The organism is Thermocatellispora tengchongensis, assembly GCF_014202315.1.
Classification (GTDB): domain Bacteria; phylum Actinomycetota; class Actinomycetes; order Streptosporangiales; family Streptosporangiaceae; genus Thermocatellispora; species Thermocatellispora tengchongensis.
Map to the genome: position 1 here is coordinate 1 of NZ_JACHGN010000040.1, position 25,563 is coordinate 25,563.

The 25,563-nt window shown below is 71.5% G+C and carries 28 protein-coding genes, 1 pseudogene and 1 riboswitch; of the genes and pseudogenes, 10 read left to right on the forward strand and 19 right to left on the reverse strand.

Translation table 11 applies throughout. From position 1 onward, the window contains the following. The 4 genes and pseudogenes from HNP84_RS49265 to HNP84_RS49280 form a co-directional block, all read right to left on the reverse strand. Positions 1-669 (reverse strand): annotated as a pseudogene (locus HNP84_RS49265) (Fe-S oxidoreductase); the annotation flags it as partial. A gap of 159 nt (positions 670-828) precedes the next feature. Further along, positions 829-1,422 carry a TetR/AcrR family transcriptional regulator gene (locus HNP84_RS49270; RefSeq protein WP_185057080.1) on the reverse strand — a complete coding sequence of 198 codons (594 nt, stop codon included), beginning with the start codon at positions 1,420-1,422 and terminating at the stop codon, positions 829-831. Then, positions 1,419-2,189 carry a class I SAM-dependent methyltransferase gene (locus HNP84_RS49275; protein ID WP_185057081.1) on the reverse strand — a complete coding sequence of 257 codons (771 nt, stop codon included), beginning with the start codon at positions 2,187-2,189 and terminating at the stop codon, positions 1,419-1,421. The genes HNP84_RS49270 and HNP84_RS49275 overlap by 4 nt, the downstream gene beginning before the upstream one ends. Before the next feature lie 124 nt (positions 2,190-2,313). After that, positions 2,314-3,129 carry a sugar phosphate isomerase/epimerase family protein gene (locus HNP84_RS49280; RefSeq protein WP_185057082.1) on the reverse strand — a complete coding sequence of 272 codons (816 nt, stop codon included), beginning with the start codon at positions 3,127-3,129 and terminating at the stop codon, positions 2,314-2,316. A 98-nt stretch (positions 3,130-3,227) separates the two neighbouring features. Between HNP84_RS49280 and HNP84_RS49285 the strand changes: the two genes are divergently transcribed. The 5 genes from HNP84_RS49285 to disA all read left to right on the forward strand — a co-directional run bounded on the left by HNP84_RS49285 (position 3,228) and on the right by disA (position 7,395). After that, on the forward strand, positions 3,228-3,926 hold the full coding sequence (locus HNP84_RS49285; protein WP_185057083.1) for a class I SAM-dependent methyltransferase: 699 nt from the start codon (positions 3,228-3,230) through the stop codon (positions 3,924-3,926). A 51-nt stretch (positions 3,927-3,977) separates the two neighbouring features. Continuing rightward, on the forward strand, positions 3,978-4,373 hold the full coding sequence (locus HNP84_RS49290) for a MerR family transcriptional regulator (protein ID WP_246519615.1): 396 nt from the start codon (positions 3,978-3,980) through the stop codon (positions 4,371-4,373). Further along, entirely contained in the window at positions 4,370-4,684 is a 315-nt protein-coding gene (gene trxA / locus HNP84_RS49295; protein ID WP_185057084.1) for a thioredoxin, read from the forward strand. The genes HNP84_RS49290 and trxA overlap by 4 nt, the downstream gene beginning before the upstream one ends. Before the next feature lie 117 nt (positions 4,685-4,801). Then, positions 4,802-6,217 carry a DNA repair protein RadA gene (gene radA, locus HNP84_RS49300; RefSeq protein ID WP_185057085.1) on the forward strand — a complete coding sequence of 472 codons (1,416 nt, stop codon included), beginning with the start codon at positions 4,802-4,804 and terminating at the stop codon, positions 6,215-6,217. 86 nt (positions 6,218-6,303) lie between these two features. Then, complete coding sequence (gene disA, locus HNP84_RS49305; protein WP_185057086.1) at positions 6,304-7,395, forward strand: DNA integrity scanning diadenylate cyclase DisA; 1,092 nt, start codon at positions 6,304-6,306, stop codon at positions 7,393-7,395. Between the two features lie 15 nt (positions 7,396-7,410). On the opposite strand, the gene HNP84_RS49310 is transcribed toward disA, so the two are convergent. From HNP84_RS49310 to HNP84_RS49330, 5 genes are read right to left on the reverse strand one after another with little or no spacing between them, the layout of a single operon-like run. Further along, the gene (locus HNP84_RS49310; protein WP_185057087.1) at positions 7,411-8,049 is read right to left on the reverse strand and encodes an ABC-2 membrane transporter-related protein; all 639 of its coding nucleotides are present in this window, start codon (positions 8,047-8,049) and stop codon (positions 7,411-7,413) included. Beyond that, positions 8,046-8,753, reverse strand: coding sequence for an ABC transporter ATP-binding protein (locus tag HNP84_RS49315; protein WP_185057088.1), 708 nt, complete (start codon positions 8,751-8,753; stop codon positions 8,046-8,048). Before HNP84_RS49315 ends, HNP84_RS49310 begins: the two co-directional genes overlap by 4 nt. Next, positions 8,750-9,235 (reverse strand): hypothetical protein, encoded by a 486-nt coding sequence (locus tag HNP84_RS49320; RefSeq protein ID WP_185057089.1) that lies wholly within the window; start codon positions 9,233-9,235, stop codon positions 8,750-8,752. The genes HNP84_RS49315 and HNP84_RS49320 overlap by 4 nt, the downstream gene beginning before the upstream one ends. Beyond that, positions 9,232-9,774, reverse strand: a complete 543-nt coding sequence (locus HNP84_RS49325; protein WP_185057090.1) for an RNA polymerase sigma factor — start codon at positions 9,772-9,774, stop codon at positions 9,232-9,234. The genes HNP84_RS49320 and HNP84_RS49325 overlap by 4 nt, the downstream gene beginning before the upstream one ends. A gap of 57 nt (positions 9,775-9,831) precedes the next feature. Further along, positions 9,832-10,542, reverse strand: coding sequence for an SDR family oxidoreductase (locus HNP84_RS49330; protein ID WP_185057091.1), 711 nt, complete (start codon positions 10,540-10,542; stop codon positions 9,832-9,834). A gap of 93 nt (positions 10,543-10,635) precedes the next feature. Between HNP84_RS49330 and HNP84_RS49335 the strand changes: the two genes are divergently transcribed. Then, complete coding sequence (locus tag HNP84_RS49335) at positions 10,636-11,010, forward strand: MerR family transcriptional regulator (protein ID WP_185057092.1); 375 nt, start codon at positions 10,636-10,638, stop codon at positions 11,008-11,010. A gap of 41 nt (positions 11,011-11,051) precedes the next feature. On the opposite strand, the gene HNP84_RS49340 is transcribed toward HNP84_RS49335, so the two are convergent. Both HNP84_RS49340 and HNP84_RS49345 read right to left on the reverse strand, forming a co-directional pair. Further along, positions 11,052-11,882 (reverse strand): NAD(P)H-binding protein, encoded by an 831-nt coding sequence (locus HNP84_RS49340; RefSeq protein ID WP_185057093.1) that lies wholly within the window; start codon positions 11,880-11,882, stop codon positions 11,052-11,054. Beyond that, on the reverse strand, positions 11,879-12,754 hold the full coding sequence (locus HNP84_RS49345; RefSeq protein ID WP_185057094.1) for an NAD(P)H-binding protein: 876 nt from the start codon (positions 12,752-12,754) through the stop codon (positions 11,879-11,881). Before HNP84_RS49345 ends, HNP84_RS49340 begins: the two co-directional genes overlap by 4 nt. Positions 12,755-12,835: 81 nt before the next feature. Between HNP84_RS49345 and HNP84_RS49350 the strand changes: the two genes are divergently transcribed. Next, a complete protein-coding gene (locus HNP84_RS49350; protein ID WP_185057095.1) occupies positions 12,836-13,411 on the forward strand; it encodes a TetR/AcrR family transcriptional regulator in 576 nt (191 codons plus the stop codon). A gap of 170 nt (positions 13,412-13,581) precedes the next feature. Continuing rightward, the gene (locus HNP84_RS49355; protein ID WP_185057096.1) at positions 13,582-13,887 is read left to right on the forward strand and encodes a hypothetical protein; all 306 of its coding nucleotides are present in this window, start codon (positions 13,582-13,584) and stop codon (positions 13,885-13,887) included. Between the two features lie 6 nt (positions 13,888-13,893). Here HNP84_RS49355 and HNP84_RS49360 read toward each other — a convergent pair whose 3' ends face one another. Then, positions 13,894-14,583 carry a hypothetical protein gene (locus HNP84_RS49360; RefSeq protein WP_185057097.1) on the reverse strand — a complete coding sequence of 230 codons (690 nt, stop codon included), beginning with the start codon at positions 14,581-14,583 and terminating at the stop codon, positions 13,894-13,896. A 231-nt stretch (positions 14,584-14,814) separates the two neighbouring features. Between HNP84_RS49360 and HNP84_RS49365 the strand changes: the two genes are divergently transcribed. Next, entirely contained in the window at positions 14,815-15,570 is a 756-nt protein-coding gene (locus HNP84_RS49365; protein ID WP_246519619.1) for an iron-sulfur binding domain-containing protein, read from the forward strand. Between the two features lie 15 nt (positions 15,571-15,585). Here the strand turns inward: HNP84_RS49365 and HNP84_RS49370 are convergent, their stop codons facing one another. The 6 genes from HNP84_RS49370 to HNP84_RS49390 form a co-directional block, all read right to left on the reverse strand. Then, positions 15,586-16,539 (reverse strand): sugar phosphate isomerase/epimerase family protein, encoded by a 954-nt coding sequence (locus HNP84_RS49370; protein ID WP_185057099.1) that lies wholly within the window; start codon positions 16,537-16,539, stop codon positions 15,586-15,588. Positions 16,540-16,929: 390 nt separating this feature from the next. Further along, positions 16,930-19,437: an ATP-dependent Clp protease ATP-binding subunit gene (locus HNP84_RS49375; RefSeq protein WP_185057100.1), complete on the reverse strand. Its 2,508-nt coding sequence runs from the start codon at positions 19,435-19,437 to the stop codon at positions 16,930-16,932. 351 nt (positions 19,438-19,788) lie between these two features. Beyond that, complete coding sequence (locus HNP84_RS49380; RefSeq protein WP_185057101.1) at positions 19,789-20,124, reverse strand: histone-like nucleoid-structuring protein Lsr2; 336 nt, start codon at positions 20,122-20,124, stop codon at positions 19,789-19,791. Positions 20,125-20,664: 540 nt separating this feature from the next. Then, the gene (locus tag HNP84_RS55740; protein ID WP_281396529.1) at positions 20,665-20,790 is read right to left on the reverse strand and encodes a hypothetical protein; all 126 of its coding nucleotides are present in this window, start codon (positions 20,788-20,790) and stop codon (positions 20,665-20,667) included. A gap of 368 nt (positions 20,791-21,158) precedes the next feature. Next, positions 21,159-22,385, reverse strand: coding sequence for an RDD family protein (locus HNP84_RS56610; RefSeq protein ID WP_185057102.1), 1,227 nt, complete (start codon positions 22,383-22,385; stop codon positions 21,159-21,161). Between the two features lie 104 nt (positions 22,386-22,489). After that, complete coding sequence (locus HNP84_RS49390) at positions 22,490-23,134, reverse strand: amino-acid N-acetyltransferase (protein ID WP_185057103.1); 645 nt, start codon at positions 23,132-23,134, stop codon at positions 22,490-22,492. A 235-nt stretch (positions 23,135-23,369) separates the two neighbouring features. Further along, positions 23,370-23,513: riboswitch (cyclic di-AMP (ydaO/yuaA leader) on the forward strand. Positions 23,514-23,519: 6 nt separating this feature from the next. Here HNP84_RS49390 and HNP84_RS55745 point away from each other — a divergent pair. Beyond that, on the forward strand, positions 23,520-24,599 hold the full coding sequence (locus HNP84_RS55745; RefSeq protein ID WP_312927417.1) for a C40 family peptidase: 1,080 nt from the start codon (positions 23,520-23,522) through the stop codon (positions 24,597-24,599). 135 nt (positions 24,600-24,734) lie between these two features. Here the strand turns inward: HNP84_RS55745 and HNP84_RS49400 are convergent, their stop codons facing one another. Further along, positions 24,735-24,983 (reverse strand): helix-turn-helix domain-containing protein, encoded by a 249-nt coding sequence (locus HNP84_RS49400; RefSeq protein ID WP_246519616.1) that lies wholly within the window; start codon positions 24,981-24,983, stop codon positions 24,735-24,737. Between the last annotated feature and the right edge of the window lie 580 nt (positions 24,984-25,563).

The following is a 25,563-nucleotide window of genomic DNA, read 5'->3' on the forward strand; positions in this document are numbered from 1 at the left end:
GTGCAGCAGCAGCCCGACCGGCTCCAGCACCTCGTTGACGCCCTCGCCCAGGGGGTGCAGCACCGCGGCGGCGGCCTCGGAGGCGAACGCGCCGCCGGCGTAGGGGAAGTTGCCGGTGTTGATCGCGGCGCCGCGGAACAGGAACATGGTCCAGATCACGTTGAAGATCATGAACAGGACCAGCCAGGCGCCGCCGAGGTGCGAGCCGGAGAAGCGGGAGGAACGGCCGAGCTTCTTGGGCGAGTTGCGCACCCGGATCACCGCGAAGGCGATCAGGCCGAGCAGCGCCGCCACGGCGATGAAGTCCTGCAGGAAGCCCAGCACCGGCCAGGTGCCGATGAGCGGGATGTGGAAGTCGGGGGTGCCGGTGATCCCGCCCTGGATCAGCACGCCGTACGCTTCGATGTAGACGGTCAGCAGGATGAAGAACGCCCACATGACGAAGAAGTGGGCGGTGCCCGAGGGGGTCCACTTCAGCAGCTTGCGCTGGCCGAAGACCTCCACGAGCTGGGCCTTGATCTCGGCTCCGACGTTCGCCTTGGCGTACTCCACGCGCTCGGGGGCGGGCTGGCCGACGGTGGCCAGTTTGTAGAGCCACACCACGCGACGTGCCGCCACGGCCACGGCCGCGACGGTCATCACCAGCCCGATGATCGCTACAAGGAGCACGAGTCCTCCCACTGTCTGCGTTGGCTGCCAGCGTACGTTGCCGGTCAACCACGGTGAAGACGAGGTCGCCTCGGATGCTACCGGCGAGTAACCCCACGCATTCTAGGCGGCCCGGACCTCTCCAGGCTAGAACAATGCTCTGCGTGCTCTCACCCGGGGTCAGTCACCGTCGATGTAACGCTGGACGGTCGGCGCCACCAGGTCGATGACCTCGTCGATCTCCGCCGACGCCAGCGGCTCCAGCTTCACGATATAGCGCATCATGACGATGCCGAACATCTGCGCGAACGCCGCCTCCATGCGCAGCGGAGGCACCCCCAGCGTGTCGGCCGCGCGGCTGAGGACCGCCCGGGTGATGAACTCGCGGATCATGGTCACGGCCTGCTCGTTGGTCATCGCCGTCCGCATCAGCGCCATCACCGGCTCACGCGCCTGCGCATCGGAGGTGATGGTGAGGATCAGCGTCGCCAGCCTGCGGCCGATCTGGTCGCGCGGGCCGCTCAGGATGGCCGGGATCACCTTGCCCGGATCGACCGGGAGCTGCATCGCCGCGACGAACACGCCCTCCTTGCTGTCGAAGTAGTGGTGCACCAGGGCCGGATCGACCGCGGCCTCGCGGGCGATGCCCCGGATCGTCGCCTTGTCGAACCCCTTCTCCGCGAAGATCCGCCGCGCCGCCGCCAGGATCTCACCGCGCGTGTCGGCGGTGCCCGGCCTGCGTCCCGGGCGCCGCTTCTCCTGCGCCTGGCTCAACCGCCCTCCTCCGGCGTGCGTCCCACCACCAGATACACCCGCATCGGCACGTCGAGCACCCCGCCGGGGAACACCCGGCCCAGCTCGGTACGCTGCCGCGCCACCAGGGCCTCGACCTCCTCCGCCGGCATGCTCGCCACCCAGGAGTGCGAGCGCATGTCGAGCAGGAAGTCCTCCAGCCCGATCACCCGCCGCCAGGGTATCCACCGCACCGCCGGCGCGAGCCCCGCCTCCGCCATCGCCGCGGCCGACGGCGGCGGCCCCCAGTCCTCCAGCGCCGGGCCGCGGTACGCGGGGCAGGCCTCGGCCTGCCGCACCTCGTACGCCGCCAGCCAGTCGGCCGACTCCGGATCGACGGTGTTCCACCACGTCGCCATCGCCCCGCCCGGCCGCAACACCCGCCGCGCCTCCGCCACCGACACCACCGGATCGAGCCAGTGCCACGACTGCGCCCACGTCACCAGGTCGGCCACCCCGTCACGCACCGGCAGCGCGTTCCCGTCGCCGAGCACCGCACCGACCCCACCCCGAGGCGTACGCGCCACCAACCGCCCCAGCATCCGCCCGCCCCGCTCCACGGCCACCACCCGAGCCCCCCGCTCCAGCAGCCCACGCGTCGAGATCCCGGTCCCCGCCCCCACGTCCACGACCACCGCCCCCGCGAACGCCACCCCGGACAGCTCCACCACGGCGTCGTACAACGCATCCGGATACCCCGGCCGCCCCGCGTCGTACTCCTCCACCACCCCATCGAACACAGTGCCCATGGCGCCCGCTCCGCGGGCGCGGCTCGCGCGCCCCTCAGGCCACGATCTTCCCTCGTCGTTCTGGTCGCTACGCTCCCGCCACTCCTCAGTCCAGATCATGGCCGCGCCCTCGCACCCACTGTGCTCACTTGTCGGTGGAGGCGGCCAGGTGGAGGCGGGCGAAGGCCAGGCCCTCGGCCAGGTCGTCGATGCGCTGGGTGCGGCTCGCGGCCTTGCGGGTGTTGATCTCCAGCACCACCAGGCCGTCGAAGCCGTTGTTGGCCAGCCGCTCCAGGATCTGGGCGCACGGCTGGTTGCCCCGGCCGGGCACCAGGTGCTCGTCCTTGTTGGTCACGCCGATGCCGTCGGCGAGGTGCAGGTGGGCCAGGCGGTCGCCCAGCTTGGTGGCCATCTCCATCGCGTCGGAGCCCGACACCGCGGTGTGCGAGAGGTCCAGGGTCACCTGGGGGAAGTCGTAGTCGAGCGGGTTCCAGTCGGGAGAGTAGGGCACGACCTTGTTGCCCCGCGCCCGCAACGGGAACATGTTCTCGACCGCGAAGATCACATCGGTCTCCTCGCGCATCCGGGCCAGGCCGGTCTCGAAGTCGCGGGCGTAGTCGCGCTGCCACCGGAACGGCGGATGCACCACGACCGTGCGCGCGCCGAGCCGCTCGGCCGCCTTCTGCGCCCGTACCAGCTTGGCCCAGGGATCGCGCCCCCACACCCGCTGGGTGACCAGCAGGCAGGGCGCGTGCACGGCGAGCACCGGCAACTGGTAGTGGTCGGTGAGCCGCTCCAGCACGTCGATGTCCTGGCTGACCGGATCGGCGCCCACCATGATCTCCACGCCGTCGTACCCCAGCCGCGCCGCCAGCTCGAAGGCGTCGGGCGTGCGCTCGGGGTAAACGGACGCAGTCGAAAGCGCAATCTTCGCGCTGGGCACGCGGACCACGTCACTCACTTGGCGACCTCATCGTATTCACTCGCTGATGCTGCCAGCCTAAGCCGGTCTGCGCCCGGTTGGCGGTTCGACGCCCAGAAGACGCGTAGCGTGGTGGCATGGGACAGATCGCGAAGGGCGCGATCCCCAGCCCGAACATCTGGAACTCCCCCCGGATCTACGAGCTGGAGAACCGCGCGGTCGACCCCGACGGGCGGGCCGACGCGGCGATGAGCGCCATCCGCCCGTGGCGCGACGCGGTGGTGCTCGACATCGGCTGCGGGACCGGCTTCCACCTGCCGGTCTACGCCCGTACGGCGGCGCGGGTGATCGGGGTCGAGCCGCACGGCGACCTGGCCGCGCTGGCCGCGCGCCGGTGCGCGGGGCTGGGCAACGTCACCGTACGGACGGCGACGGCGCAGGACCTGCCGCTGCCCGACGCGTCGATCGATGTGGCGGTGGCGCGGTGGGCGTACTTCTTCGGGCCGGGGTGCGAGCCGGGGCTGCGCGAGCTGAACCGGGTCATGCGGCGCGGCGGCGCTGCGTACGTGATCGACCTGGACGCCACCCGAGGCGCGTTCGGCCGCTGGTTCTCCGCGACCGTGCCCACCTACTCGGCCCGGGTGGTCGAGGATTTCTGGGCCCGCCAGGGCTGGGAGCGGCAGCCGCTCGACCTGCGCATGGTCTTCGAGCGCCGCGCCGACCTGGAGGCGGTGCTGCGCATCGAGTTCACTCGCGAGGTCGCCGAGCGGGCCATCGCCGAGGCCCCCGGCCTGGAGATCGCCTATCCCAACGTGCTGCGCTGGAAGCTTTTCTGAGCGCTTGACCTTGACACTGACGTCAAGGATTACCTTCGCGGTGGAGGGGCGATGGGGATGCGTATCGGCGAGATGGCGCGGCGGGCCGGGGTGAGCACCCGCGCGCTGCGCTACTACGAGCAGCACGGGCTCATCAGCGCGCGCAGGGGGCCGAACGGCTACCGCGAGTACGACGAGTCCCAGCTGGCCCTCGTGGCCGAGATCCGGTCGCTGCTGACCGCCGGGTTCACCCTTGAGGACGCCCGGCCGTTCGTGGAGTGCCTGCGCTCGGGCAACGCGACCGGCGACTCCTGCCCGGAGTCCGTGGCCGTCTACCGGCGCAAGCTGGCCGAGCTGGACGACCAGATCCGCACCCTCGTGGCCAGGCGCGCCGAGGTGGCCGCCCAGCTCGCCGGGGCCTGCCCCGGCTGCACCGTCCACGTGGAGATCCGAGGAAGAAGAACATGATCACCTTGACCACGCAGAACTTCGAGGAGCAGGTGCTCCACAACGACAAGCCCGTCCTGGTGGAGTTCTGGGCCGACTGGTGCGGCCCGTGCAAGATGGTCGCCCCGGTCCTGGAGCAGATCGAGGCCGAGGAGGGCGACAGGCTCACCATCGGCAAGCTCGACGGCGACGCCGAGCAGGAGATCGTGGCCCGCTACAACGTCATGGGCTTTCCGACCATGCTGCTGTTCCGCGACGGCGAGATCGTGCAGGAGATCGTCGGCGCCCGTCCCAAGCGCATGATCATGGCCGCCCTGGAGCCGCACCTGTGATCCGCGGAAGCTGAGATTGTCGCCCGGGGACGATAACGTGCCCGGCGTGAGCGAGCGAACCACGGGCGGCGCGCGGAGCCTGGGCAGGGTGCTCGCGCGGCCGGCGAAGGAGGGCGCGTGAGCAGGGCGGCCCAGCGTGCGGGCTACCGCTGCGCGGAGTGCGGGTGGCGCACCCCCAAGTGGGTGGGGCGGTGCGGCGAGTGCCAGGCGTGGGGCACCGTCGAGGAGGAGGGCGCGCGGGCGGGGGTGCACGTCGCCGCGCCCGGCGCCGTCACCGCGCCGGCCGTGCCGATCGGCCAGGTCAAGGCCGAGATCGCGGCCGCGCGCAGCACCGGCGTCGGCGAACTGGACCGGGTGCTCGGCGGCGGCCTGGTGCCGGGCGCGGTGGTGCTGCTGGCCGGCGAGCCCGGCATCGGCAAGTCCACCCTGCTGCTGGAGGCCGCGGCCCGGATCGCGGCCAACGAGACCGTGCTCTACGTCACCGGCGAGGAGTCCGCGGCCCAGGTCCGGCTGCGCGCCGACCGCATCGGCGCGGTGCGCGACCGCCTCTACCTCGCCGCCGAGACCGATTTGTCCGCGCTGGTCACCCACGTCGAGCAGGTACGCCCCAGCGTGCTGATCGTCGACTCGGTGCAGACGATCGGCTCCGCCCAGACGAGCGGCGTGCCCGGCGGGGTCACCCAGGTGCGCGAGGTCGCGGGCAACCTGGTCCGCCTGGCCAAGGAGCGCGGCATGTCCACCGTGCTGGTCGGGCACGTCACCAAGGACGGCTCGATCGCGGGCCCCCGCGTCCTGGAGCACCTGGTGGACGTGGTGCTGAACTTCGAGGGCGACCGCCACTCCCGGCTGCGCATGGTGCGCGCGATCAAGAACCGGTTCGGCCCCACCGACGAGGTGGGCTGCTTCGACCTGCACGAGCGCGGCATCGAGGGCATGGCCGACCCGAGCGGCCTGTTCGTGTCGCGGCGGGCCGAGCCGGTGCCCGGCACCTGCGTCACCGTCACCGTCGAGGGCACCCGCCCGCTGCCCGCCGAGGTCCAGGCGCTGGTCGCCCGCACCGAGGCCCAGCAGCCGCGGCGCACCTCCTCCGGGCTCGACCCGTTCCGGGTCACCATGATCCTGGCCGTGCTGGAGCGGCGGCTGAACGCCCGCCTCAGCGGCTGCGACGTGTTCACCGCCACCGTCGGCGGCATCCGGCTCGCCGATCCGGCCGTGGACCTGTCGGTGATGCTCGCCGTCGCCAGCGCCGCCGGCGACAAGGCGCTGCCGGCCGGCCTGGTCGTGCTGGGCGAGGTGGGCCTGGCGGGCGAGCTGCGCCCCGTCCGCGACGTGCGCCGCCGCCTGACCGAGGCCGCCCGCCTGGGGTTCACCCGCGCGCTGGTGCCGGCCGGGTCCCTGGACGCCGACGGCCCCCGCCGTGGCGGCTCCCAGCGGTCCCTGGTCCCGGTCAGCCCGCGCACCTCCACCCCCCTGCCCAACTTCGATGTCACGGAAGTGGAGAACGTCTGGGACGCCCTGACCCAGGTGACATGACCGGAGAATTTCCCTCCGGCCGCCTTCAAGACTCCGCCGGGGGCGCCCCGGTAAGCTGAGTGTGGTAAGCGACCACCGGGGGTCACGTGGCAACGAACGACAAGGGACTCGACGAGCGCCGCAGAGCCACCCTTGCCGAGGTCGCGCCGGGCACCGAGCTGCGCGACGGTCTCGAACGCATCCTGCGCGGCCACACCGGCGGTCTGATCGTGCTCGGCTACGACCAGACCGTCGAGTCGCTGTGCAGCGGCGGGTTCGAGCTCGACGTGGAGTTCTCCGCGACCCGGCTCCGGGAGCTGGCCAAGATGGACGGCGCGATCGTGCTGCGCCGCGACGACCACAGGATCGTACGCGCGGCGGTGCACCTGGTGCCCGATCCGTCGATCAGCACCGACGAGTCCGGCACCCGACACCGCACCGCCCAGCGGGTGGCCAAGCAGACCGGCCACCCGGTCATCTCGATCAGCAAGTCCATGCGGGTCCTCGCGCTCTACCTCGACGGCATCCGGTACGTCCTGGAGGAGAGCGCCGCGATCCTGTCCAAGGCCAACCAGGCGCTGGCCACCCTGGAGCGCTACAAGCTCCGCCTGGACGAGGTCTCCGGCACCCTGAGCGCGCTGGAGATCGAGGACCTGGTGACGGTGCGCGACGTGGCGGTGGTCGTGCAGCGCTTGGAGATGGTCCGCAGGATCGCCGGCGAGATCGAGGGCTACGTGGTCGAGCTGGGCACCGACGGCCGCCTGCTGACCCTCCAACTGGACGAGCTGGTGGCCGGCGTCGAGCCCGACCGCGAGCTCATCGTCCGCGACTACCTCCCCGCGACCGCCGCCGCGCGCCGTCCCAAGAGCTGCGCCGAGGCCCTGCACGCCCTGGACCAGCTCACCTCCAACGAGCTGCTCGACCTCCCGGCGGTGGCCGGGGTGCTCGGCTACGCCGGCGCCGACGCCCTCGACGGCGCCGTGAGCCCCCGTGGCTACCGCCTGCTGGCCAAGGTCCCCCGCCTGCCCGCCACGGTCGTGGACCGCCTGGTGGGCCATTTCGGCGGCCTCCAGAAGCTGCTGGCGGCGAGCATAGACGACTTGCAGGCCGTCGGCGGCGTGGGCGAGTCGCGGGCCAGGAGCGTACGCGAGGGCCTGAGCCGCCTGGCCGAGAGCTCCATCCTGGAACGCTACGTCTGAGCCGCCGCCGCGTCCTCAGCCCCGCCTGCGGATCGCCACGTGGGCGACGCCGACCAGCGCGAGCGCGAGCACGAGGTGGGCGGCCGATTCGAGCCACTGCAGGCTCCAGTACGGCAGGTCGGCCCGGCCGCGCGCCGCCCGCGCCGCGAGCTGGGCCGCGCCGGTCAGGAGCAGCGACAGCGGCATGGCGACCCTGGTGTGCCGGGTCACCGCGCCGAGCGCCACGCCGAGCGCGAGGGCGAACAGCACCCGCGCGAACGGCACGACGCCGTGGCTCTCGTAGTACGGCCAGGAGCGCGGATCGACGGGGCCGCCCGGCGGGGCCCACGCCAGGAGCGCGGCCAGCGCCGCGGTCGCGGCGAGGGCGCCGAGCGCCGCGACGGCCAGGACCGCGGCCAGCCAGCGGCCCCGGGTCACGCTCTGGGTCCAGGCGAGCCGGTACGTCCCCGTCTCGAACTCGCGGGCGATCAGCGGCGCGCCCCACACCAGGCAGACCGCCCCGGCCAGGAACCCCGCCAGTTGGGCGGTCAGGCCGCTCAGCTCCGGTTCCAGGCGCTCGGCCGCGACCGCCATGGCGTACAGCACGATCACGCCGGCGAGCGTGGCCGCCTGCGCGCGCTGCCCGCGCCAGGCCACCCACAACAGCCGGATCATGAGGCCCCTCCGGCGGCGCGCAGGTGCTCCAGCACCAGGTCCTCCAGGGTCGCGGCCCGATGGCCGGCGGGCTGGGCGGCGAGCAGGCCGGTGAAGGCGCCGCACAGGCGGACCCGGCCCTCGTGGAGCAGGATCAGGTGATCGCACACCTCGGCCAGGTCGGCCAGGATGTGCGAGGACAGCAGCACGGTGGCGTCCAGGTCGCGGATCGCGCGCATCACCCGGACCCGGGCCAGCGGGTCCAGCTCGGCCAGCGGCTCGTCCAGCACCAGCAGGCGGGCCCCCTTGCCCACGGCGAGGGCCAGCGCCACCAGGGTGCGCTGCCCGCCGGAGAGCCGGTCCGCCCGTTCGCCGGGGGCGATGTGGTGCGCGTCCAGCAGGGAGCGCGCCCGCCCGTGGTCCCAGCGGGGGTTGGTGGCGGCGCCGAAGCGCAGCAGGTCGGCCACGCTCCAGCGCCGGTACAGCGGCTTGTCCTGGGCGACGAAGGCGACGTCGGCCATCTCCAGCGGCCTGCCGAAGACGCGGACGCCGCCCGTGGTGGGCGCCAGCAGGCCGGTCACCAGGTGCAGCAGTGTGGACTTGCCCGCCCCGTTCGTCCCGACCAGCGCGGTCATCGCGCCGGCGGGCAGTGCGACGGAGCACTCGCGCAGCGCCCACCGGCGTCCGTAGCGCTTGCCCAGGTCGATCGTCTCCAGGGCGGTCACGCCTCCTCCCCGCCGCCCAGTTCCCGCTTGCGGCGCAGCAGGGCGGCGCGCCGGGCGTGGGCGCGTACCGCCAGCGTCAGCGCCACCGCGACGATCGCCGCCCCGGCCGCCAGCACCGGGAGCACGCCGGTGCCGCGCTGGGCGGCGATCGTGACCATGACCGCCGTGGTGACGAGCGAGGCGGCCAGGGCGATCCAGGCGGCGATCACCTTCTCGGTGGCGAACAGCGGCACCCTGCGGGTCAGCAGCCACCCGCCGTACGCCGCCCAGGCCAGGCAGAACACCAGGAACAGGGCGAACGCCAGGCGGGTGCGGCCGGGCAGGGGGCCCGGCTCGGTCAACCACAGGGCGGCCACGAACGCCGTGCCCAGCAGGCCGGCCAGCAGTGCGGCCACCGCGCGGACGCGCCTGCGCCGCGACAGCACCGGCTCCAGATGATCGATCAGCTCCCGCGGCGACAGGCGCGGCTCCTCTACGGTCATGACCGGTGTCCCCTCTCCTCCAGGTGCTCCCGCAACAGCCGACGGGCCCGGTTCAGCCGGGACTTGACCGTGCCGGCCGGGATTTGGCAGATCTGCGCGCACTCCTCGACCGGCAGGTCTTCCAGGTAGAACAGGACGAGGATCTCCCGCTCCGGGACCGGCAGCGCCGCCAGCGCGTCCACCAGGTCGGCCCGATCGGCCACGGCATCGGCCATGGCCTCCACCGGGTCCTCGGCGGCGGGCGGCTCCGGCTCCGCCGCCTCCCGCACCGCGTACTCGGCGTACTCGGCGCGCAGGCGGTCGGTCACGGAGCGGCGGGCGATCGTGAACAGCCAGGGCGCGAACCGGCCGGGCTCGCGCAGCCGGGGCAGGCCGCGGACCACCGCCAGCCAGACCTCCTGGGCCACGTCGTCGGCCCGCTCGGCGTCCAGCATGCGCCGCACGTACGTCCACACCGGCACCCGCCACCTGGCCACCAGCTCGGCCAGGGCCGCGCGCTCACCGAGCTGGGCGCGTACGACCAGCAGCTCATCGCTCATCTCGTCCTCCCGTCACCCTGCACAGTCGGCCGGGAGGACGATCCGGTTCACGACCGGTCAGCGGGACGCGGCGAGCTGCGGGTAGAGCGTGCCGATGCCGGCCGACAGGGCCGCCTTGAGGTCGGCGGCGGCCTGGTCGGCGAGGATCTCCTGCCGGCCCGCCTCGATGCCGTCCAGGGCGGCGCGCACGACGTCGGCCGGGTCGCTCTTCGGCACGTCGTAGCCGGCCATCATGTCGGTGTCGGCGGCGGCCAGGTGCACGCCCGCGACCAGGGTGCCCTGGGCGGCGAGTTCCAGGCGGGCGGCGTTGGTCAGGCTCCACTCGGCGGCCTTGGCGGCGGCATAGGCGGCGGCGCCGTCGTAGGAGACCCACGACAGCACCGACAGGACGTTCAGGATCGCGCCGCCGCCGTTGGCGGCCAGGACGGGCGCGAAGGCCCGGATCATGCTCAGGGTGCCGTAGAAGTGGGTGTCCATCTCCAGCCTGATCTGGTCCAGGTCACCGGTGACCAGGTTGTGCCGGGTGGCGACGCCGGCGTTGTTGATCAGAAAGGTGACGTCGCCGGCCGCGTCCACCGCGGCGGCGACCGCGCCGGGGTCGGTGATGTCCAGGGGCAGGGGGTGCGCGCCCGGGATGTCGATGAGGTGGGGGTTGCGCGCGGTCGCGTACACCTTGGCCGCGCCCCGCTCCAGCAGTTGCCGCGCGAAGTGGTCGCCGAGGCCACGGTTGGCGCCGGTGACCAGGGCGACGGAACCTGCGATCTTCATGAGTGCCTCCGATTCGGGTCGTCGCTCGGTACCGTAAAACCTGACATTGACGTCAGAGGCAAGGCATGAGACGAGGATCACAGGGAGGGTGCGATGCGCATCGGCGAGCTGGCCGCGGCGACCGGCGTGAGCGTGCGCGCGCTGCGCTACTACGAGGAGCAGAAGCTGCTCAGCCCGACGCGTAGCCCCAGCGGCCAGCGGCACTACTCCGACGCCTCGGTGGCGCGCGTCCTGCAGATCCAGCAGCTCTACGCGGCCGGGCTGTCCAGCAAGACGATCCTGCGGTTCCTGCCGTACATGGAGAGCAACGAGGTGACGACGGAGGTGCTCCACCGGCTCCGGGCCGAGCGGGAGCGCATCGACAAGCAGATCTCCGCCCTCCTGGAGACCCGCGACCGCCTGGACCGCACGATCGCCAACGCCGTCGAGATCGAGGAGCAGGGCGGCGTGTGCCCCCACTGGCCCTGAGCCGACGCGGCGGCGACGGGCAGGCGGTCACGAGGACTCGGCTACGTGAACGCCGCCCTGTGGTCGGTCACCCACTCGGTCCAGGTGCGGCCGGGGTGGCCGATCAGGTCGCGTACCTGCTGCGACATGGTCTCCGGGGGGCCGGCCGGAGGCTGGAGCAGGGCGTCGGCGACGTGGGCGGGCATGCCGCGGCCGATCCAGATCTCCCGCGCCCGCTCCGGGGTCAGCTCCTCGAAGCGGACCTCGCGGCCCAGGACCTCGCCGATGAGCTCGGCCTGCCGGACGGGGGTGACGGGCTCGGGCCCGTGCACGGTGTACGCGACGCCGGCGGGGCCGCCGGGGCGCAGGGCCGCCACCGCCACGTCGGCGATGTCGCGCTCGTGGACGGGCGCGTGGGGGACGTCGCCGTGGATCTCGCGCACCACCCCCTCCTCCCGGACGGCGGGCGCCCACCAGGCGAGCGTGTTGGCCATGAACTCCCCGCCGCGCACGTGCACCCACTCCAGGCCCGACTCCTCGGCCGCCCGCTCCACGGGGCGGTGCATGGCGTAGCTGAAGTCGTGCTCGTCTCCGCCCTCCGCCGAGGACGAGGAGAGCACCACCACCCGGCGCACCCCCGCCGACCGGGCCAGCGCCAGGACCTCCGCCGCGGTCTCCGGCACCGGGAACAGGTACATCCGCTCCACCCCGGCCAGCGCGCCGGCCAGGGTCTCGGGCCTGGCCAGGTCGCCGGCGACCACCTCCGCCCCTTCGGGCAGATCGGCCTGGCCGGGACTGCGGGTGAGGGCGCGCACGCGCTCGCCGCCGTCGAGCAGCCCGCGTACGACGTGGCGGCCGACCTGGCCGGTCGCGCCGGTGACCAGCACCGTCATGATGCACCTCCGGGGATGAAGTCGGCGGCGTGCTCGGCGGCCCACTGCGCGTAGGTGCGGCCGGGGCGGCCGAGCACGTGTTCCAGGGTCGGGTCGGCGGGGATGGACCGGCCGGCGTACTCGGACATCACGAACAGCTCCAGATCCACCTCGTCGGCGGGCCTGCCCAGGGCGATCCAGCGGTCGCGGGCCTGCTGCGGGGTCAGCTCCTCGAACGGCACCTCGCGGCCGATGGCCGCGCCGATCAGCCGCGCCTGGTCGGCCGGGCTGACCGGCTCCGGCCCGGTCAGCGGGTACGCCCGGCCGTGGTGGCCGTCGTCGAGCAGGGCCGCGGCGGCGACGTCGGCGAGGTCGTCCTCGTGCAGGAGCGGGTAGCCGATGTCGGCGAACGGCTCGCGCAGGACCTCTCCGGCGCGGATCGCCGGCGCCCACCCGAGCGTGTCGAGCATGAGCCCGGCCGGGCGCAGGTGGGTCCACTCCAGACCGGACTCCTCGATCGCCTCCTCGGCCAGACGGAACCACCACTGCTCGCGCCCGTGCCGCAGCTCGATCCCGGCGGCCCCCGAGGACAGCAGGACGACGCGCCGGACGCCCGCACGCCGGGCGGCGTGCGCCACCTCCGCCGCGCGGTCGGGGAGCAGCCCGGACAGGAACGCCCGGCCCGCGCCCGCGAACACCCCCTCCGGCGGCCGGTTCACGTCACCGGGCACGACGGCGACCGGGGCGGGCCAGCCCTCGGTACGCCCCGGCCCGGCCAGCACCCGGACCCGCTCGCCCCGGGCGAGCAGGCGGTCCACCAGGCGGCGTACCGCGGGCTCGGGATCGATGGCGGGGAACCCGCGGCGCTCCTGCGCCGCGACCACGATCGTCATAGAACTTCCATTTTGGGACTCCGAACTCTCATTTTCGGAGCACGATACTCCAATCTGGGGCCGGTACGGTAGGTTCTCCTCGTGAACGGCGCAGCCCCCGAGTCCAGGACGCGCCGCCGTACGCGGCGGGCCATCCTCGCCACGGCCGCGTCGGTGCTGGCCCGCAACCGCACCGCCACGCTCGCCGAGATCGCCGACGCGGCCGAGGTGGGCCGCAGCACGCTGCACCGCTACGTCAGCGACCGCGACGAGCTGATCCGCGCCACGGTGGAGGACTCCATCGAGGTGGTCGGCCAGGCGATCCTGGACGCCAGGGCGCACGAGGGCCCGCCGCTGGAGGCCATGCGCCGGGTGGTGATGGCCCACGTCGAGGTGGGCGACCGGCTGATGTTCCTGTTCCGCGACCCGCACGTCATGCGGGAGTACGGCGTGGTCGAACCGGAGCATCCCGTGGAGCACGACCCGGTGATCGAGCTGATCGAGCGGGGGCAGGCCGAGGGCGTGTTCGCCCCGCACCTGAGCCCGCAGTGGGTGCAGCGCGTGCTGTGGGCCCTGGTCACCGCGGGCATCGAGCAGGTGGAGAGCGGGCGCATGTCACCGCACGGCGTGGCCTCGCTGGTGATCGACACCCTGGAGCACGGCATCCTCGCCCGCTGACCGCCCCCGTGCGCGCCCGATCGCTCCCGCGAAAACATCCCAGACCGTCCTGGAGGGATCGGGATCGGCAGAGATCGGGTAAGACCCTCCAAAGCGCGGACGGGCCGCCAGTGACGCCGGTGACCCCTGCGTGGCGAGTGCAGCACGAGGAGTGAGCGGAGATCGACAGCGTGACGGATGCCGCCTCTGGAGAGCTGGACATCGATCCGCGGAAACTGCGGGCGGGCGACGTCCTGGTGTACATGGTGCGGGACTATCTGATGCGGCCCGGTGCGCCACTGATCCACGGCGGGGTGTGGGAGGTGCTGCCCGACGATCCGATCAAGACGCTGCACGTCACCGTGGACGAGGAGGGACAGGCGTACGAGGTGGAGGCCCTGTGGTTCAACTGCCGCTCTCTGGAGGGCAAGCGGGAGGAGTGGAAGCTGTTCCCGCGCGACCGGTGCGTACGGGTGCGGCGGCGGGGCTGCGGGTGACCGGCGTCAGCGGAGGTGGAAGACCGCCTTGGGGCTGTTGAGCTCGTCGGCGCGGACCACGGCGACGTACGTGCCGGGGCGGGCGTTCAGCCGGGCGGAGCCACAGCTCTGCGCGGACCTCATGCGGTCCCACTCGACGGGGCGGACGTAGGGGATGCCCCGCTCCAGGCGCCGGATGTCCACGCCGGCGCCGCTGATGCAGTCGGCCGAGGACCAGATGCGGTCCTCGCCGGAGGTGATGCGCAGTTCGATGGCGCGCGGCCCCACGTCGGCGGTGCACATCACGTGGCCGGTGTTGACCAGGGTCAGCATGAACCTGGGGCGCACCCCGCCGGGATAGACCTCCTGCTCGGTGCGCAGGCTGAGCACCAGGTCGTCGGGGCTGCACCGGTCGCCGGGGCGGCGCGCCTCGGCCGTGGGCGCCGCGGGGGTGGGTGTCGTCTTGTTCGCGGCGGGCTTGGGAGTGACGCTGGGACGGGGGGTGCGGCTCGCGCGCAGGCTGGCCAGGATCGGATCGGGCGCCGCGCTGCCGCTCGGGGCGGGCTTGGCGACCCGGTCGGGGTTGGACGTGCTGGAACAGGCCCAGGCGACGACGGCGACCACGACGAGCACCCCCACCAGCAGGGCCATCCTCCGGCGCCAGTACACGTCGGCGCTCGCTTCCTCCAAACCGCCGCGGAACGTGTCCGGATCCATACGCACAGTATGGTTACTCCTTGCGCGGCCGAGACAACCACCTGGCGCGTCTTGGCGTTTCCCCATCAAGTCAGGACAACTCACCTGCGGGGTGAGGCGAGTAAGGTCGGTGGCGTGCCCGAGCCGCGACTGATCAGGCAGCCCATCCTCGACTGGTACGCCGCCAACGCCCGCGACCTGCCCTGGCGCCGCCCCGACGCCACCCCCTGGGGCATCCTGGTGAGCGAGATCATGCTGCAGCAGACCCCGGTGGCGCGCGTGCTCCCGGTCTGGACCGAATGGATGACGCGCTGGCCCACCCCCGCCGCCCTCGCCGCCGAGCCGCCCGGCGAGGCCGTACGCCACTGGGGACGCCTCGGCTATCCGCGCCGGGCCCTCAACCTGCACGCGTGCGCCCGCGCCATCACCGCCGAGCACGGCGGCGAGGTGCCCTCCGACCACGCGACGCTGCGCGCGCTGCCCGGCATCGGCGAGTACACCTCGGCCGCGGTCGCGTCCTTCGCCTTCGGCGGCAGGCACGCGATCCTGGACACCAACGTGCGCCGGGTGCTGGCCCGCGCCGTACGGGGCGAGGAGTACCCGCCGAAGGCCACCACCGCCGCCGAGCGCACCCTGGCCGAGTCGCTGCTGCCGGTGCTCGACGCCCCGAGGTGGGGCGTGGCCATCATGGAGCTGGGCGCCCTGGTGTGCACGGCCCGCTCGCCGCGCTGCGCCGACTGCCCGATCATCGACCGGTGCCGGTGGCGGCTGGCCGGACGCCCCGCGCACGACGGGCCGCCCCGCCGCGGCCAGACGTACGCGGGCACCGACCGGCAGTGCCGTGGCCGCCTGCTGGCCGTGCTCCGCCAGGCCCACGGCCCGGTGCCCAAGGCGGCGCTGGACGTGGTGTGGGACGACCCCGTGCAGCGCGAACGCGCCCTCGACGGCCTGGTCGCCGACGGCCTCGCCGAGCCGCTGGGCGACGACCTGTACCGGCTGCCGCAGTAAGGGGAGAATCCGGGGCTACGCCGCGAGCTGGAGGCCGAGCGAGGTCAGGTTGGCGCGGGCCCAGTCGAGCTCGTCGGCCAGGACCGAGACCAGGGCGCCGGGGCCCTTGGCGCGCTGGGGCACCGCCAGGTTGTGGGTCTCGACCTCGATGTGGGCGGTGCCCGCGACGGCGCCCGAGAGCATGGCGGTCAGGGTGTCCTGGAGCACCGAGCGGGTGCTGGGCAGCTCCTCGCGGGCCGACTGGGCGGCGTGGTTGTGCAGGTGGCCCAGCTTGACCACCGGGGCTCCGGCGCGGGCGAGGCCGCGCAGCGCGGCACCCGGCTCCTCGGGGCCCTCGGCGAGGTGGCAGGCGTCCAGGCAGACCCCGAGGTGCTCGGAGTCGATGCCGCACACCCGCTCCAGGGCCTGCTCGGTGGTCTCCAGCACGCAGCCCGGCCACGGCTCGAACCCGACCCGGATCGTCTTGCCGGTCACGCTGTACAGGCCGCGCAGCTCGCGGGCCAGGCGCTCCAGGCGGCGGGTGGCGATGGCGTGCAGGTCGGCCGGCCAGTCGCGGCGCCAGCCGATCGGGATGGTGGAGATGCTGCCGAAGCGCACGTCGTCGGGGAGCAGGAAGGCCAGGATCTTGGCCAGGGCCATGGTGTAGCGGTAGCGCTCCGGCTTGGCCCAGTCGGGGCCGGGGGCCTCCAGGTGCCGGCCGCCGGTGCCGTTGAGGCTGACGACCTCCAGGCCGCGCTCCTCCAGCGAGCGGCGCAGGCGGACCAGCTCGATCCGGTCGGCGCTGAGGTGGTCGGCCACGCTGGGCGCCAGCCACAGGCCGATGCCCATCCGCTCCACCCCCAGCCGCTTGCGCACCGGCACCGCGTAGCGGGTCAGGTGGGCGATCAGGTTCTCCAGGTCCTCCGCCGGGTGCACACCGGCGTTGTAGGCCAGGTGTACGAGCGTGCCGTCCTCGTGGCGCAGACGCATTGTGATGCCTCCAGCGTGCCTGTGTAGAGATCCAATCCCCGCTGCCGCACGCCGGCGCCGATCAGGGCTCGGCGCGGACAGGGGTCCCCTCCTGCCGGAACTCGGCCCGGCCCGCTCGAGCATGGCGTCAGAGTGCGTCCCCCGGCGTCAGCCCTGCAGATGATTCCTATCTACGTCCCAGGGCGGACTCGGACGGCGCCCCACGCTACGGAGGGCTACTTGTGAGCCGCTTGGGCGAGACTTGGGCCGAATTCGCTCTACACAGTGTAGTACTACATGAGGTGGTGGGAAAGCGTAACGCCCAAGAAATGCGAAGACCCCGCGTGAGAGGTCTCACGCGGGGTCTTCGGTCGTCGCTCCCGCCTGCCCGTCAGGGGGCGGCCGGTCCGCTCAGCGCTGGATCGCCTCGGCGATGGCGGCGGCGGAGTCGGGCACCCTGGGGCTCGGCGCGGCCTCGCCGGCGAAGACGAACTTGGCCGTGTCGCCCTCGCCCTCGACCGACACCTTGACGATCTGGCCGGGACGCAGCTCGCCGTAGAGGATCTTCTCCGACAGCACGTCCTCCAGCTCGCGCTGGATGGTCCGGCGCAGCGGCCGGGCGCCCATGACCGGGTCGTAGCCCCGGTCGGCCAGCAACTGCTTGGCCTCGGCGGTCAGCTCCAGGCCCATGTCGCGGTCCTTCAGGCGCTCGTCCACCTGGGCGAGCATGAGGTCCACGATCTGGATGATCTCCTTCGGGGTGAGCTGGTGGAAGACCACCACGTCATCGACGCGGTTGAGGAACTCGGGGCGGAAGTGCTGCTTGAGCTCCTCCTGCACCTTGGCCTTCATCCGGTCGTAGTTGCTCTCGGCGTCGTTCGCGCGGGCGAAGCCGACACCGATGCCCTTGGAGATGTCGCGGGTGCCGAGGTTGGTGGTCATGATGATGACCGTGTTCTTGAAGTCCACCACCCGGCCCTGGGCGTCGGTCAGGCGACCGTCTTCCAGGATCTGCAACAGCGAGTTGAAGATGTCGGGGTGGGCCTTCTCGATCTCATCGAAGAGCACCACGGAGAACGGCTTGCGCCGCACCTTCTCGGTGAGCTGGCCGCCCTCCTCGTACCCGACGTAGCCGGGCGGGGAGCCGAACAGCCTGGAGACGGTGTGCTTCTCCATGAACTCGGACATGTCCAGCATGATCAGCGCGTCTTCGTCGCCGAACAGGAACTCCGCCAGCGCCTTGGACAGCTCGGTCTTACCGACGCCGGAGGGGCCGGCGAAGATGAACGAGCCACCGGGGCGGCGCGGGTCCTTCAGGCCGGCGCGGGTGCGGCGGATCGAGCGGGACAGACCCTTGATCGCGTCGTCCTGGCCGATGATCCGCTTGTGCAGCTCGTCCTCCATGCGGAGCAGCCGCTGCGACTCCTCCTCGGTGAGCTTGAACACCGGGATGCCGGTGGCGGTGGCCAGGACCTCGGCGATGAGCTCCTCGGTCACCTCGGCCACGACGTCCATGTCGCCGGCCTTCCACTCCTTCTCGCGGCGCTCGCGCTTGAGCTGGAGCTGCTTTTCCTGGTCGCGCAGCGCGGCGGCCTTCTCGAAGTCCTGCGCGTCGATCGCGGACTCCTTGTCGCGCCGCACGTTGGCGATCTTCTCGTCGTACTCGCGCAGGTCCGGCGGCGCGGTCATGCGGCGGATGCGCATGCGCGAGCCGGCCTCGTCGATGAGGTCGATCGCCTTGTCGGGCAGGAACCGGTCGCTGATGTAGCGGTCGGCGAGCTGCGCCGCGGCCACCAGCGCCCCGTCGGTGATCGAGACGCGGTGGTGCGCCTCGTACCGGTCACGCAGACCCTTCAGGATCTCGATCGTGTGGGACAGGCTGGGCTCGGCGACCTGGATGGGCTGGAAGCGGCGCTCCAGGGCCGCGTCCTTCTCCAGGTGCTTGCGGTACTCGTCGAGCGTGGTCGCGCCGATGGTCTGCAGCTCGCCGCGGGCCAGCATCGGCTTGAGGATGCTGGCGGCGTCGATCGCGCCCTCGGCGGCGCCCGCGCCGACCAGAGTGTGCAGCTCGTCGATGAACAGGATGATGTCGCCGCGGGTGCGGATCTCCTTGAGCACCTTCTTCAGGCGCTCTTCGAAGTCACCGCGGTAGCGGGACCCGGCGACCAGCGCGCCGAGGTCGAGGGTGTAGAGCTGCTTGTCCTTCAGGGTCTCGGGCACCTCGCCCTTGACGATCTTCTGGGACAGGCCCTCCACCACCGCGGTCTTGCCCACGCCGGGCTCGCCCACCAGGACCGGGTTGTTCTTGGTCCGGCGGGACAGCACCTGCATGACCCGCTCGATCTCCTTCTCGCGGCCGATCACCGGATCCAGCTTGCCCTCGCGGGCGGCCTGGGTCAGGTTGCGGCCGAACTGGTCCAGCACAAGGGAGGTCGAGGGCGCGGCCTCCTGGGGGCCACCGGCCGCCGCGGGCTCCTTGCCCTGGTAGCCGTGCAGCAACTGGATGACCTGCTGACGCACCCGGTTGAGATCGGCCCCCAGCTTCACCAGCACCTGAGCGGCGACACCCTCGCCCTCACGGATCAGGCCGAGCAGGATGTGCTCGGTGCCGATGTAGTTGTGACCAAGCTGCAACGCCTCACGGAGCGACAGCTCAAGGACCTTCTTGGCGCGCGGGGTGAAAGGAATGTGCCCCGACGGCGCCGACTGGCCCTGGCCGATGATCTCCTCGACCTGCTGACGCACACCCTCAAGACTGATGCCCAGGCTCTCCAGAGCCTTGGCGGCAACGCCCTCACCCTCATGGATCAAGCCAAGAAGAATGTGCTCAGTGCCGATGTAGTTGTGGTTGAGCATCCGGGCCTCTTCCTGGGCCAGGACGACAACCCGCCTCGCGCGGTCGGTGAACCTTTCGAACATCTCGTCGCTCCTCACAGAGCGGTCAGGCGGGCGCGGGAGATCCGGCCCGTCATTCCGCATGGTAGCCCCGGCTCGGCGAACCCTGTCCCCTCCCACAGCGGTGCTCCTATGGAGAAGACGTTCCCCGAGAGCAGGGCGTTCACCCACATCCAACTACTGTTCGGGGGCGAGGTGTTCCCGATACGCCCGAAGCGAACGGCTGTTTACCACCGTCACGCGCGATCATGCGCTTATGGCGGCCGCCGGGGTCCTAGGCGGCCGTCATAAGCGCACGCTCCGTCAAAAGATCGGACCTGCCACCGTTGGGGGGTGTTGCGGGCCCACCGCCCCCGGCGCCCCGGTCCTGATCTTTTAGTGAGCCGCTTCGTACTGCTCGACGACCGAAGAAGCGATCCGGCCGCGCTCGCTGACCGGCAGACCGTGGGCCTTGGCCCAGGACCGGATCTCCGAGCTCTTCTCCCGCGTCATGGCGCGCTGACCGCCGCGGGCGCCGCGGCGACGTGCGGACACGGAGCTGGACCGGCGGGCCGACTGCACGAAAGGCGACAGCGCGTCCCGCAGCTTCTTGGCGTTCACGTCACTCAGGTCAATCTCATAGGACGTGCCGTCAATCGCGAAGGCGACGGTCTCATTGGCCTCGCCCCCGTCGAGGTCGTCGATGAGAATCTCCTGGATCTGCTTGGCCATGTAGAGCATTCCTTTCGCGAGGCATTGTTTCATTCGCTGCCAAACATATACCCCACAGAACCCCGGCACAATTCGACTCGGCAACAGGGTTTCCGGGAGACGCCCGACGTGAGAGGATCAGTTAGGCTTCCGGACCTCATCGTGCCGGTTTGCACGCCTTCCTGCCGCTTCGGATCGCAGGAGCTTCACCACCCCGTAGATGAACGCCCCGCCCACCACGGCCGGGGGTATCAACGCGGACAATACATCCATCATTCGTCCTCAGCTCCTGGGTCGGCTGTGTTTGCAGGCACGCACGGTATTCACAAGCCGGATCAGGGCCCGGGGGGCGACCCGCCCGGTCGCGCCACAGAGGCCCCCAGGGTGACGATAGCGCCAAGAGGGCCCCGGCGTGTCGCAGGGGAGGCAACTGCTACCTCTCCGTGCCCGACCAGCTTAATGGCTGTCTCTCCAGCCCGCTTACCGGATGGAGTCTGTAAATCGGCCGGGAAAAGCCGACTGGGCCCCCTCCACGAAGATCGTAACGTGCGAAAACGCCGGTCAGGGCGGCACTCTCTCCACGATGGCGTCCCTCGGCGGGTCACGCAACCCCTGCTGGAAGGGCTTGCCGGCCGCGATGAACGGGCCCGCGGCGAAGACCGGGAGCCCCGGGAACAGTTTGGTCACCGCAATCCCCATCGGCGCCATGAGACCCGCCGGGAGCAGCGCGCCTTTCGCGAGCACGGCCCTTGTCAGAACGCCTCCCGGCGCCGTGACGGCCCCGATCCGCGCCCATCCTGTTGCCCGCGGTCCGTCCGTTGCGGGAATGCGAGGCGGCGTCATAGACGGCAAAGGCCGGCCTGGAGATCATCCGGGCGAACATCGCCGGCAGAAGGGCGCGCGAGCGGCGGCCGCCGCGGTCGCGGGAAGCCGGTGGGGTCGGCATAAGGGGCACCTTCCCCGCTCGCCGCCGCCATCTCGGGCCGGAGGCATATGCGCACGAAAAAGGGGTCGTCCGCACGGCGGACGACCCCCGATTTCGGCTCGGGACCCGGCTACTTGGCCTTCACGACCACGGTGGCGGCCACCTTGTCGTGCAGGCACTGCTGCAGCGGCTTGTCCCAGAATTGCCACAGCACGTTGACGATGTAGAAGCCGTAGGCGAGCAGCCATCCGACAAAGGGGATGAAGTTCGCGGCGTACGGGCCCCACAGCACGCCCGCCCGCTTGAGCGCGACGTCGGTGTCGAGGCCGCCGGGCGCCATGGTGCCGTTGACCCGGACCACCTTGATGCCCATGACCATCTTGCCGACCGTCTGGCCGTTCATGCGCAGCATGAAGAACTCGTAGGCGATGTAGATGGCCGTGGCGAGCACGTACACGAGCAGGGTGGCCAGGAACAGGCCGGATTCGACGGCAGGCGCACCGGTGCGCAGGTCATAGGGCGCCTGGGTGACCAGGATTCCGGTGAGCACCAGGTTCAGCACCGAGAACACGATGCCCAGGATCACGCCGTCGATGATCCTGGCCACGAGGCGCTGCCACCACTCGGCGAGGGGGGCCGGGGCGCCGGGCGGCTGCACGCCGGCCGCCGGCTTGCCGTAGCCCTGGGCGTAGGCGGGCTGGCCGTACTGCTGCTGCCCGTAGTCCGGCTGGCCGTACTGGGGCTGCTGGCCGTACTGCTGCTGACCGTACTGCTGCTGGCCGTACTGCTGCTGCTGGTCGTACTGCGGCTGGGCGTACTGCTGCTGTTGCTGGCCGTAGCCCTGCTGCTGGCCGTACTGCGGCTGCTGCTGACCGTACGCCTGCTGCTGTTGCTGCTGCGCGTAACCCTGGTCGTAGCCGCCCTGCTGCTGACCGTAGCCCTGGTCGTACGACTGCTGCTGGCCGTACTGCGGCTGCTGACCGTACTGGGGTTGCTGACCGTAGCCCTGCTGCTGGCCGTACTGGGGCTGTTGCTGGCCGTACTGCTGCTGCGGCTGCTGGCCGTACTGCTGCTGCTGACCGTAACCCTGCTGCTGACCGTACTGCGGCTGCTGTTGCCCGTACCCCTGCTGCCCGTAGCCCTGCTGCTGGCCATAACCCTGCTGCTGGCCGTACTGGGGCTGCTGCTGGCCGTAGCCGCCGCCCGGGTCGGTCCGGTAGCCGACGACCGTCACGTCTGGATCGGGGGGATTGGCGCTTTGGCCGTAGTTCTGCTGGCCGTACTCAGGAGCTCCCGACGTACGCTGGTTGCGCTCCGGGTCGTCCTGTGCATACGGCGGCTGTCCGGGGGTGCTCACCGTGTCACCTCGCTTCGAGTGCGCATGCGGCGTATGTCAGGCTCACATGCTTTGCTGGTGCACAACGTATCGATATAGGTATCAACAGTCACCTTTCTCAGCCGTCAGCCCTTCTGGTCGGCGTCAAGGTGAAGGAGCATCCGGGTGTTGCCCAGCGTGTTGGGCTTGACATGCTCAAGATCGAGAAACTCCGCCACGCCCTCGTCGTACGAGGCCAGGAGTTCGGCGTAGACCTCCGGTTGCACCGGGGTGCCCTGGATCGGCGTGAACCCGTGCCTGGCGAAGAATTCCACTTCGAAGGTAAGGCAGAACACCCGCCGCAGACCGAGCTCCCGCGCGGTCCGGATCAGCCGCGCCACGATCGCGTGACCTATGCCCATACCGCGGCACTCGGGATCGACCGCGACCGTCCTGATCTCGGCCAGGTCCTCCCACAGCACGTGCAGCGCGCCGCAGCCGACCACCCTGCCGTCGAACTCGGCCACCCAGAACTCCTGCACGTCCTCGTACAGGGTGACGGTGGCCTTCTCCAGCAGCCGGGGGCCGGCGCCCGCGTAGGTGTCGACCAGGCGCCGGATCACGCGCACGTCGGGGGTGCGGGCGCGCCGCACCACCACCTGCGGCACCTGGGGCACCTGGGGCACCTCGCGCCGCCCGGTGCCCTCGGTGCGTTCGCCCTCGGTACGTTCGCCCTCCGTAGGTTCCGTGCGCGCCGCCGGCTCGGCCGGTTCCTCCGCGACCTGCTTCATGGACGTTCAGCGTACGTGCTCGGCGGGGTTCCATTCCGGCTCTCCCCTAACTGCCGTCACAGTGTCCACCGGCGACGTTCTGCGACAAGGCTCTCGCACCCTGCGAATCCGTACCACGAACGCGACAATCGGCCTTCGTCCTGACGCGCGCGCGTTGTGCGACCCCGACAGAGTTGGCAGTTCTGGTTGAGCAGGAACCCCTGCTCCACTAGTGTCCAGCTTCGATGCATCGGCCGAAGGCCGCACGCCGAATTCCCGCCGCCGCACCTCGCGGGAAACCGGGGACCCACCGCAACCGGGGTGAATCCGAGCGCCGCTCGGTAGGGCTGCTCCGGCCCGAACCCGTCAGCTAACCCGGTAGGCGTCGATGAAAGGAGCTTGGTTGGTGAAGCGCACGCGCGGGCAGCGGCACGCGGGCAAGCACGCACGGGCCCGCGCCGGGTCCCGCGTACGACCCCGAGAACCCCGCCCGCGCCGCCCCGAGCGCGGTCTCGTCCGCCGCGTGCTGGTCGTCGCGCTCGCCGTCGCGGCACTCACCTTCGGCTCGCCGCTCGTGTCCGCCTCCGCCGACCCCAAGCCCTCGCTCAAGGAGCTGGCCGCCAAGGTCGAGAAGATGCACGAGCAGATCGGCTCGCTGACCGAGCAGTACAACGGCGAGCGGGTCAGGCTGGCCCAGGCCAAGCGCGCCGCCGACCTCGCGCAGAAGACCCTGGCCACCAGCGAGGCCGACCTTGAGGCCAAGCGGCACAAGGCCAGCCTGCTGGCGCAGAACGCGTACATGACCGGCGGCGGGCTGAGCACCGCGCTCGCCTTCACCGGCTCCGGCGACCCCGACGGCTTCCTCGACCGCGCGGCGACCACCTACGCCATCCAGCAGCAGCAGGGGCAGGAGGTCGCCGAGGTCACCAAGGCCATCGAGGCCGCCGAGCGGGCCAAGGCCAGTGCCAAGGCGCGGGCCGAGGAGGTCACCAAGCTGGTCCGCGACCTCGACGCCAAGCGCGACCAGATCCAGAAGCTGATCAAGCAGACCGAGAGCAGCCTGTTCCGCCGGGCGCTGGCCAGCACCGGCAACTCCGGCGCCGCCCGGAGGATCGACCTGCCGATCATCGGCAAGGGCAAGGCCGCGCAGGCCGCCCGCTGGGCGCTCACCCAGCAGCTCAAGCCGTACGTGTGGGGGGCCGAGGGCCCCAACAGCTACGACTGCTCCGGCCTGGTCATGTGGGCCTACCAGAAGGTCGGCATCAGCCTGCCCCACTACACCGGCGACCAGTGGACGGCCGGCACCCACATCAAGCGCGAGGAACTGCGGCCGGGCGACCTGGTCTTCTTCTACAACGACCTGCACCACGTCGGCATCTACGTGGGCGGCGGCATGATGGTCCACGCGCCGCGCACCGGTGACGTCGTACGCATCGCGCCGATCGGCAACCGCCCGTACGCCGGGGCCGTCCGCATCGCCGACTGACGCGAGCAGGTCCCCGGGGGGCGCGGGCGGGCGCGGGCGGGAGCGGGCAGCGAGAAACCCGGCCGCCGCCGGGCCGGGTTCTGCGGGTCCTGGGCCGGGAGGGGCCGGGTGCGCCACGATCGCGCGGCGCGCGGCTCAGATGAGCCGTCTGCGCGCCGCCCAGGCGACCGCCTCGATCGCGGTCGCGACGCCGATCCGGTCGCAGATCCCGCGCAGCCTGCGGCGTACGGTGCGTCCGCTGACGTCCAGGCGGCGGCCGACGCGATCGACGGTCACGCCCTTGGCCAGCTCCGCGAGCAGGACGAGATCGTCCTCGCTCAACCCGAGCAGTTGCGCCTCGGCCGAGCCGTCTTCACGCAGGGAATCAACCCTGGGAAATGCCATCGGAGCCCCCTTCACCCAACCCATGGAACTCAACGATGCCGACGAGAGGTGTACTTGCTGTCTAGTGCCCGCTCAGGAACGGTAAACGGCATAGAGAAAGGTCGTCAAGCGGGACAGACCCGTATAGTGTTCCGCAAGCGTTGACATAGAGGGCACTATGTGAACTACTCACGATATGTCGGTGCGATTACCTGTGCCCTCCGCCACCGCCTCGACGGACACGCGGAAGCGCCCCCCGGCCACGCCGGCCCCAGGTCGCGGTCGCGGGTCTTCGCGGGCATGCCGGGCAGACCGGGCGGCCTGAGCAGGCCGAGCGCGGGCCGAGCAGGCGGTCGGCAGGGTGGCCGACGGGTGGCCGGCGGGACGTACGGGCGGGGCCATCTCACGGACGGCATACACCGCCGGTGCGCCATACGCTCATTTCTCCGGAAAAGATGAGGTTTTCCGCACACTCTTCCCGCGAGCGTGTTGCGGGCCATCCGGCGGCCGGAGGAACGCGTGGCGGAAATCGCCGCACAATGCGACGGCGCGACGGCACTCTTCCGAACATTCGGTGACTATCTCGCGACGCCCCCGGAGC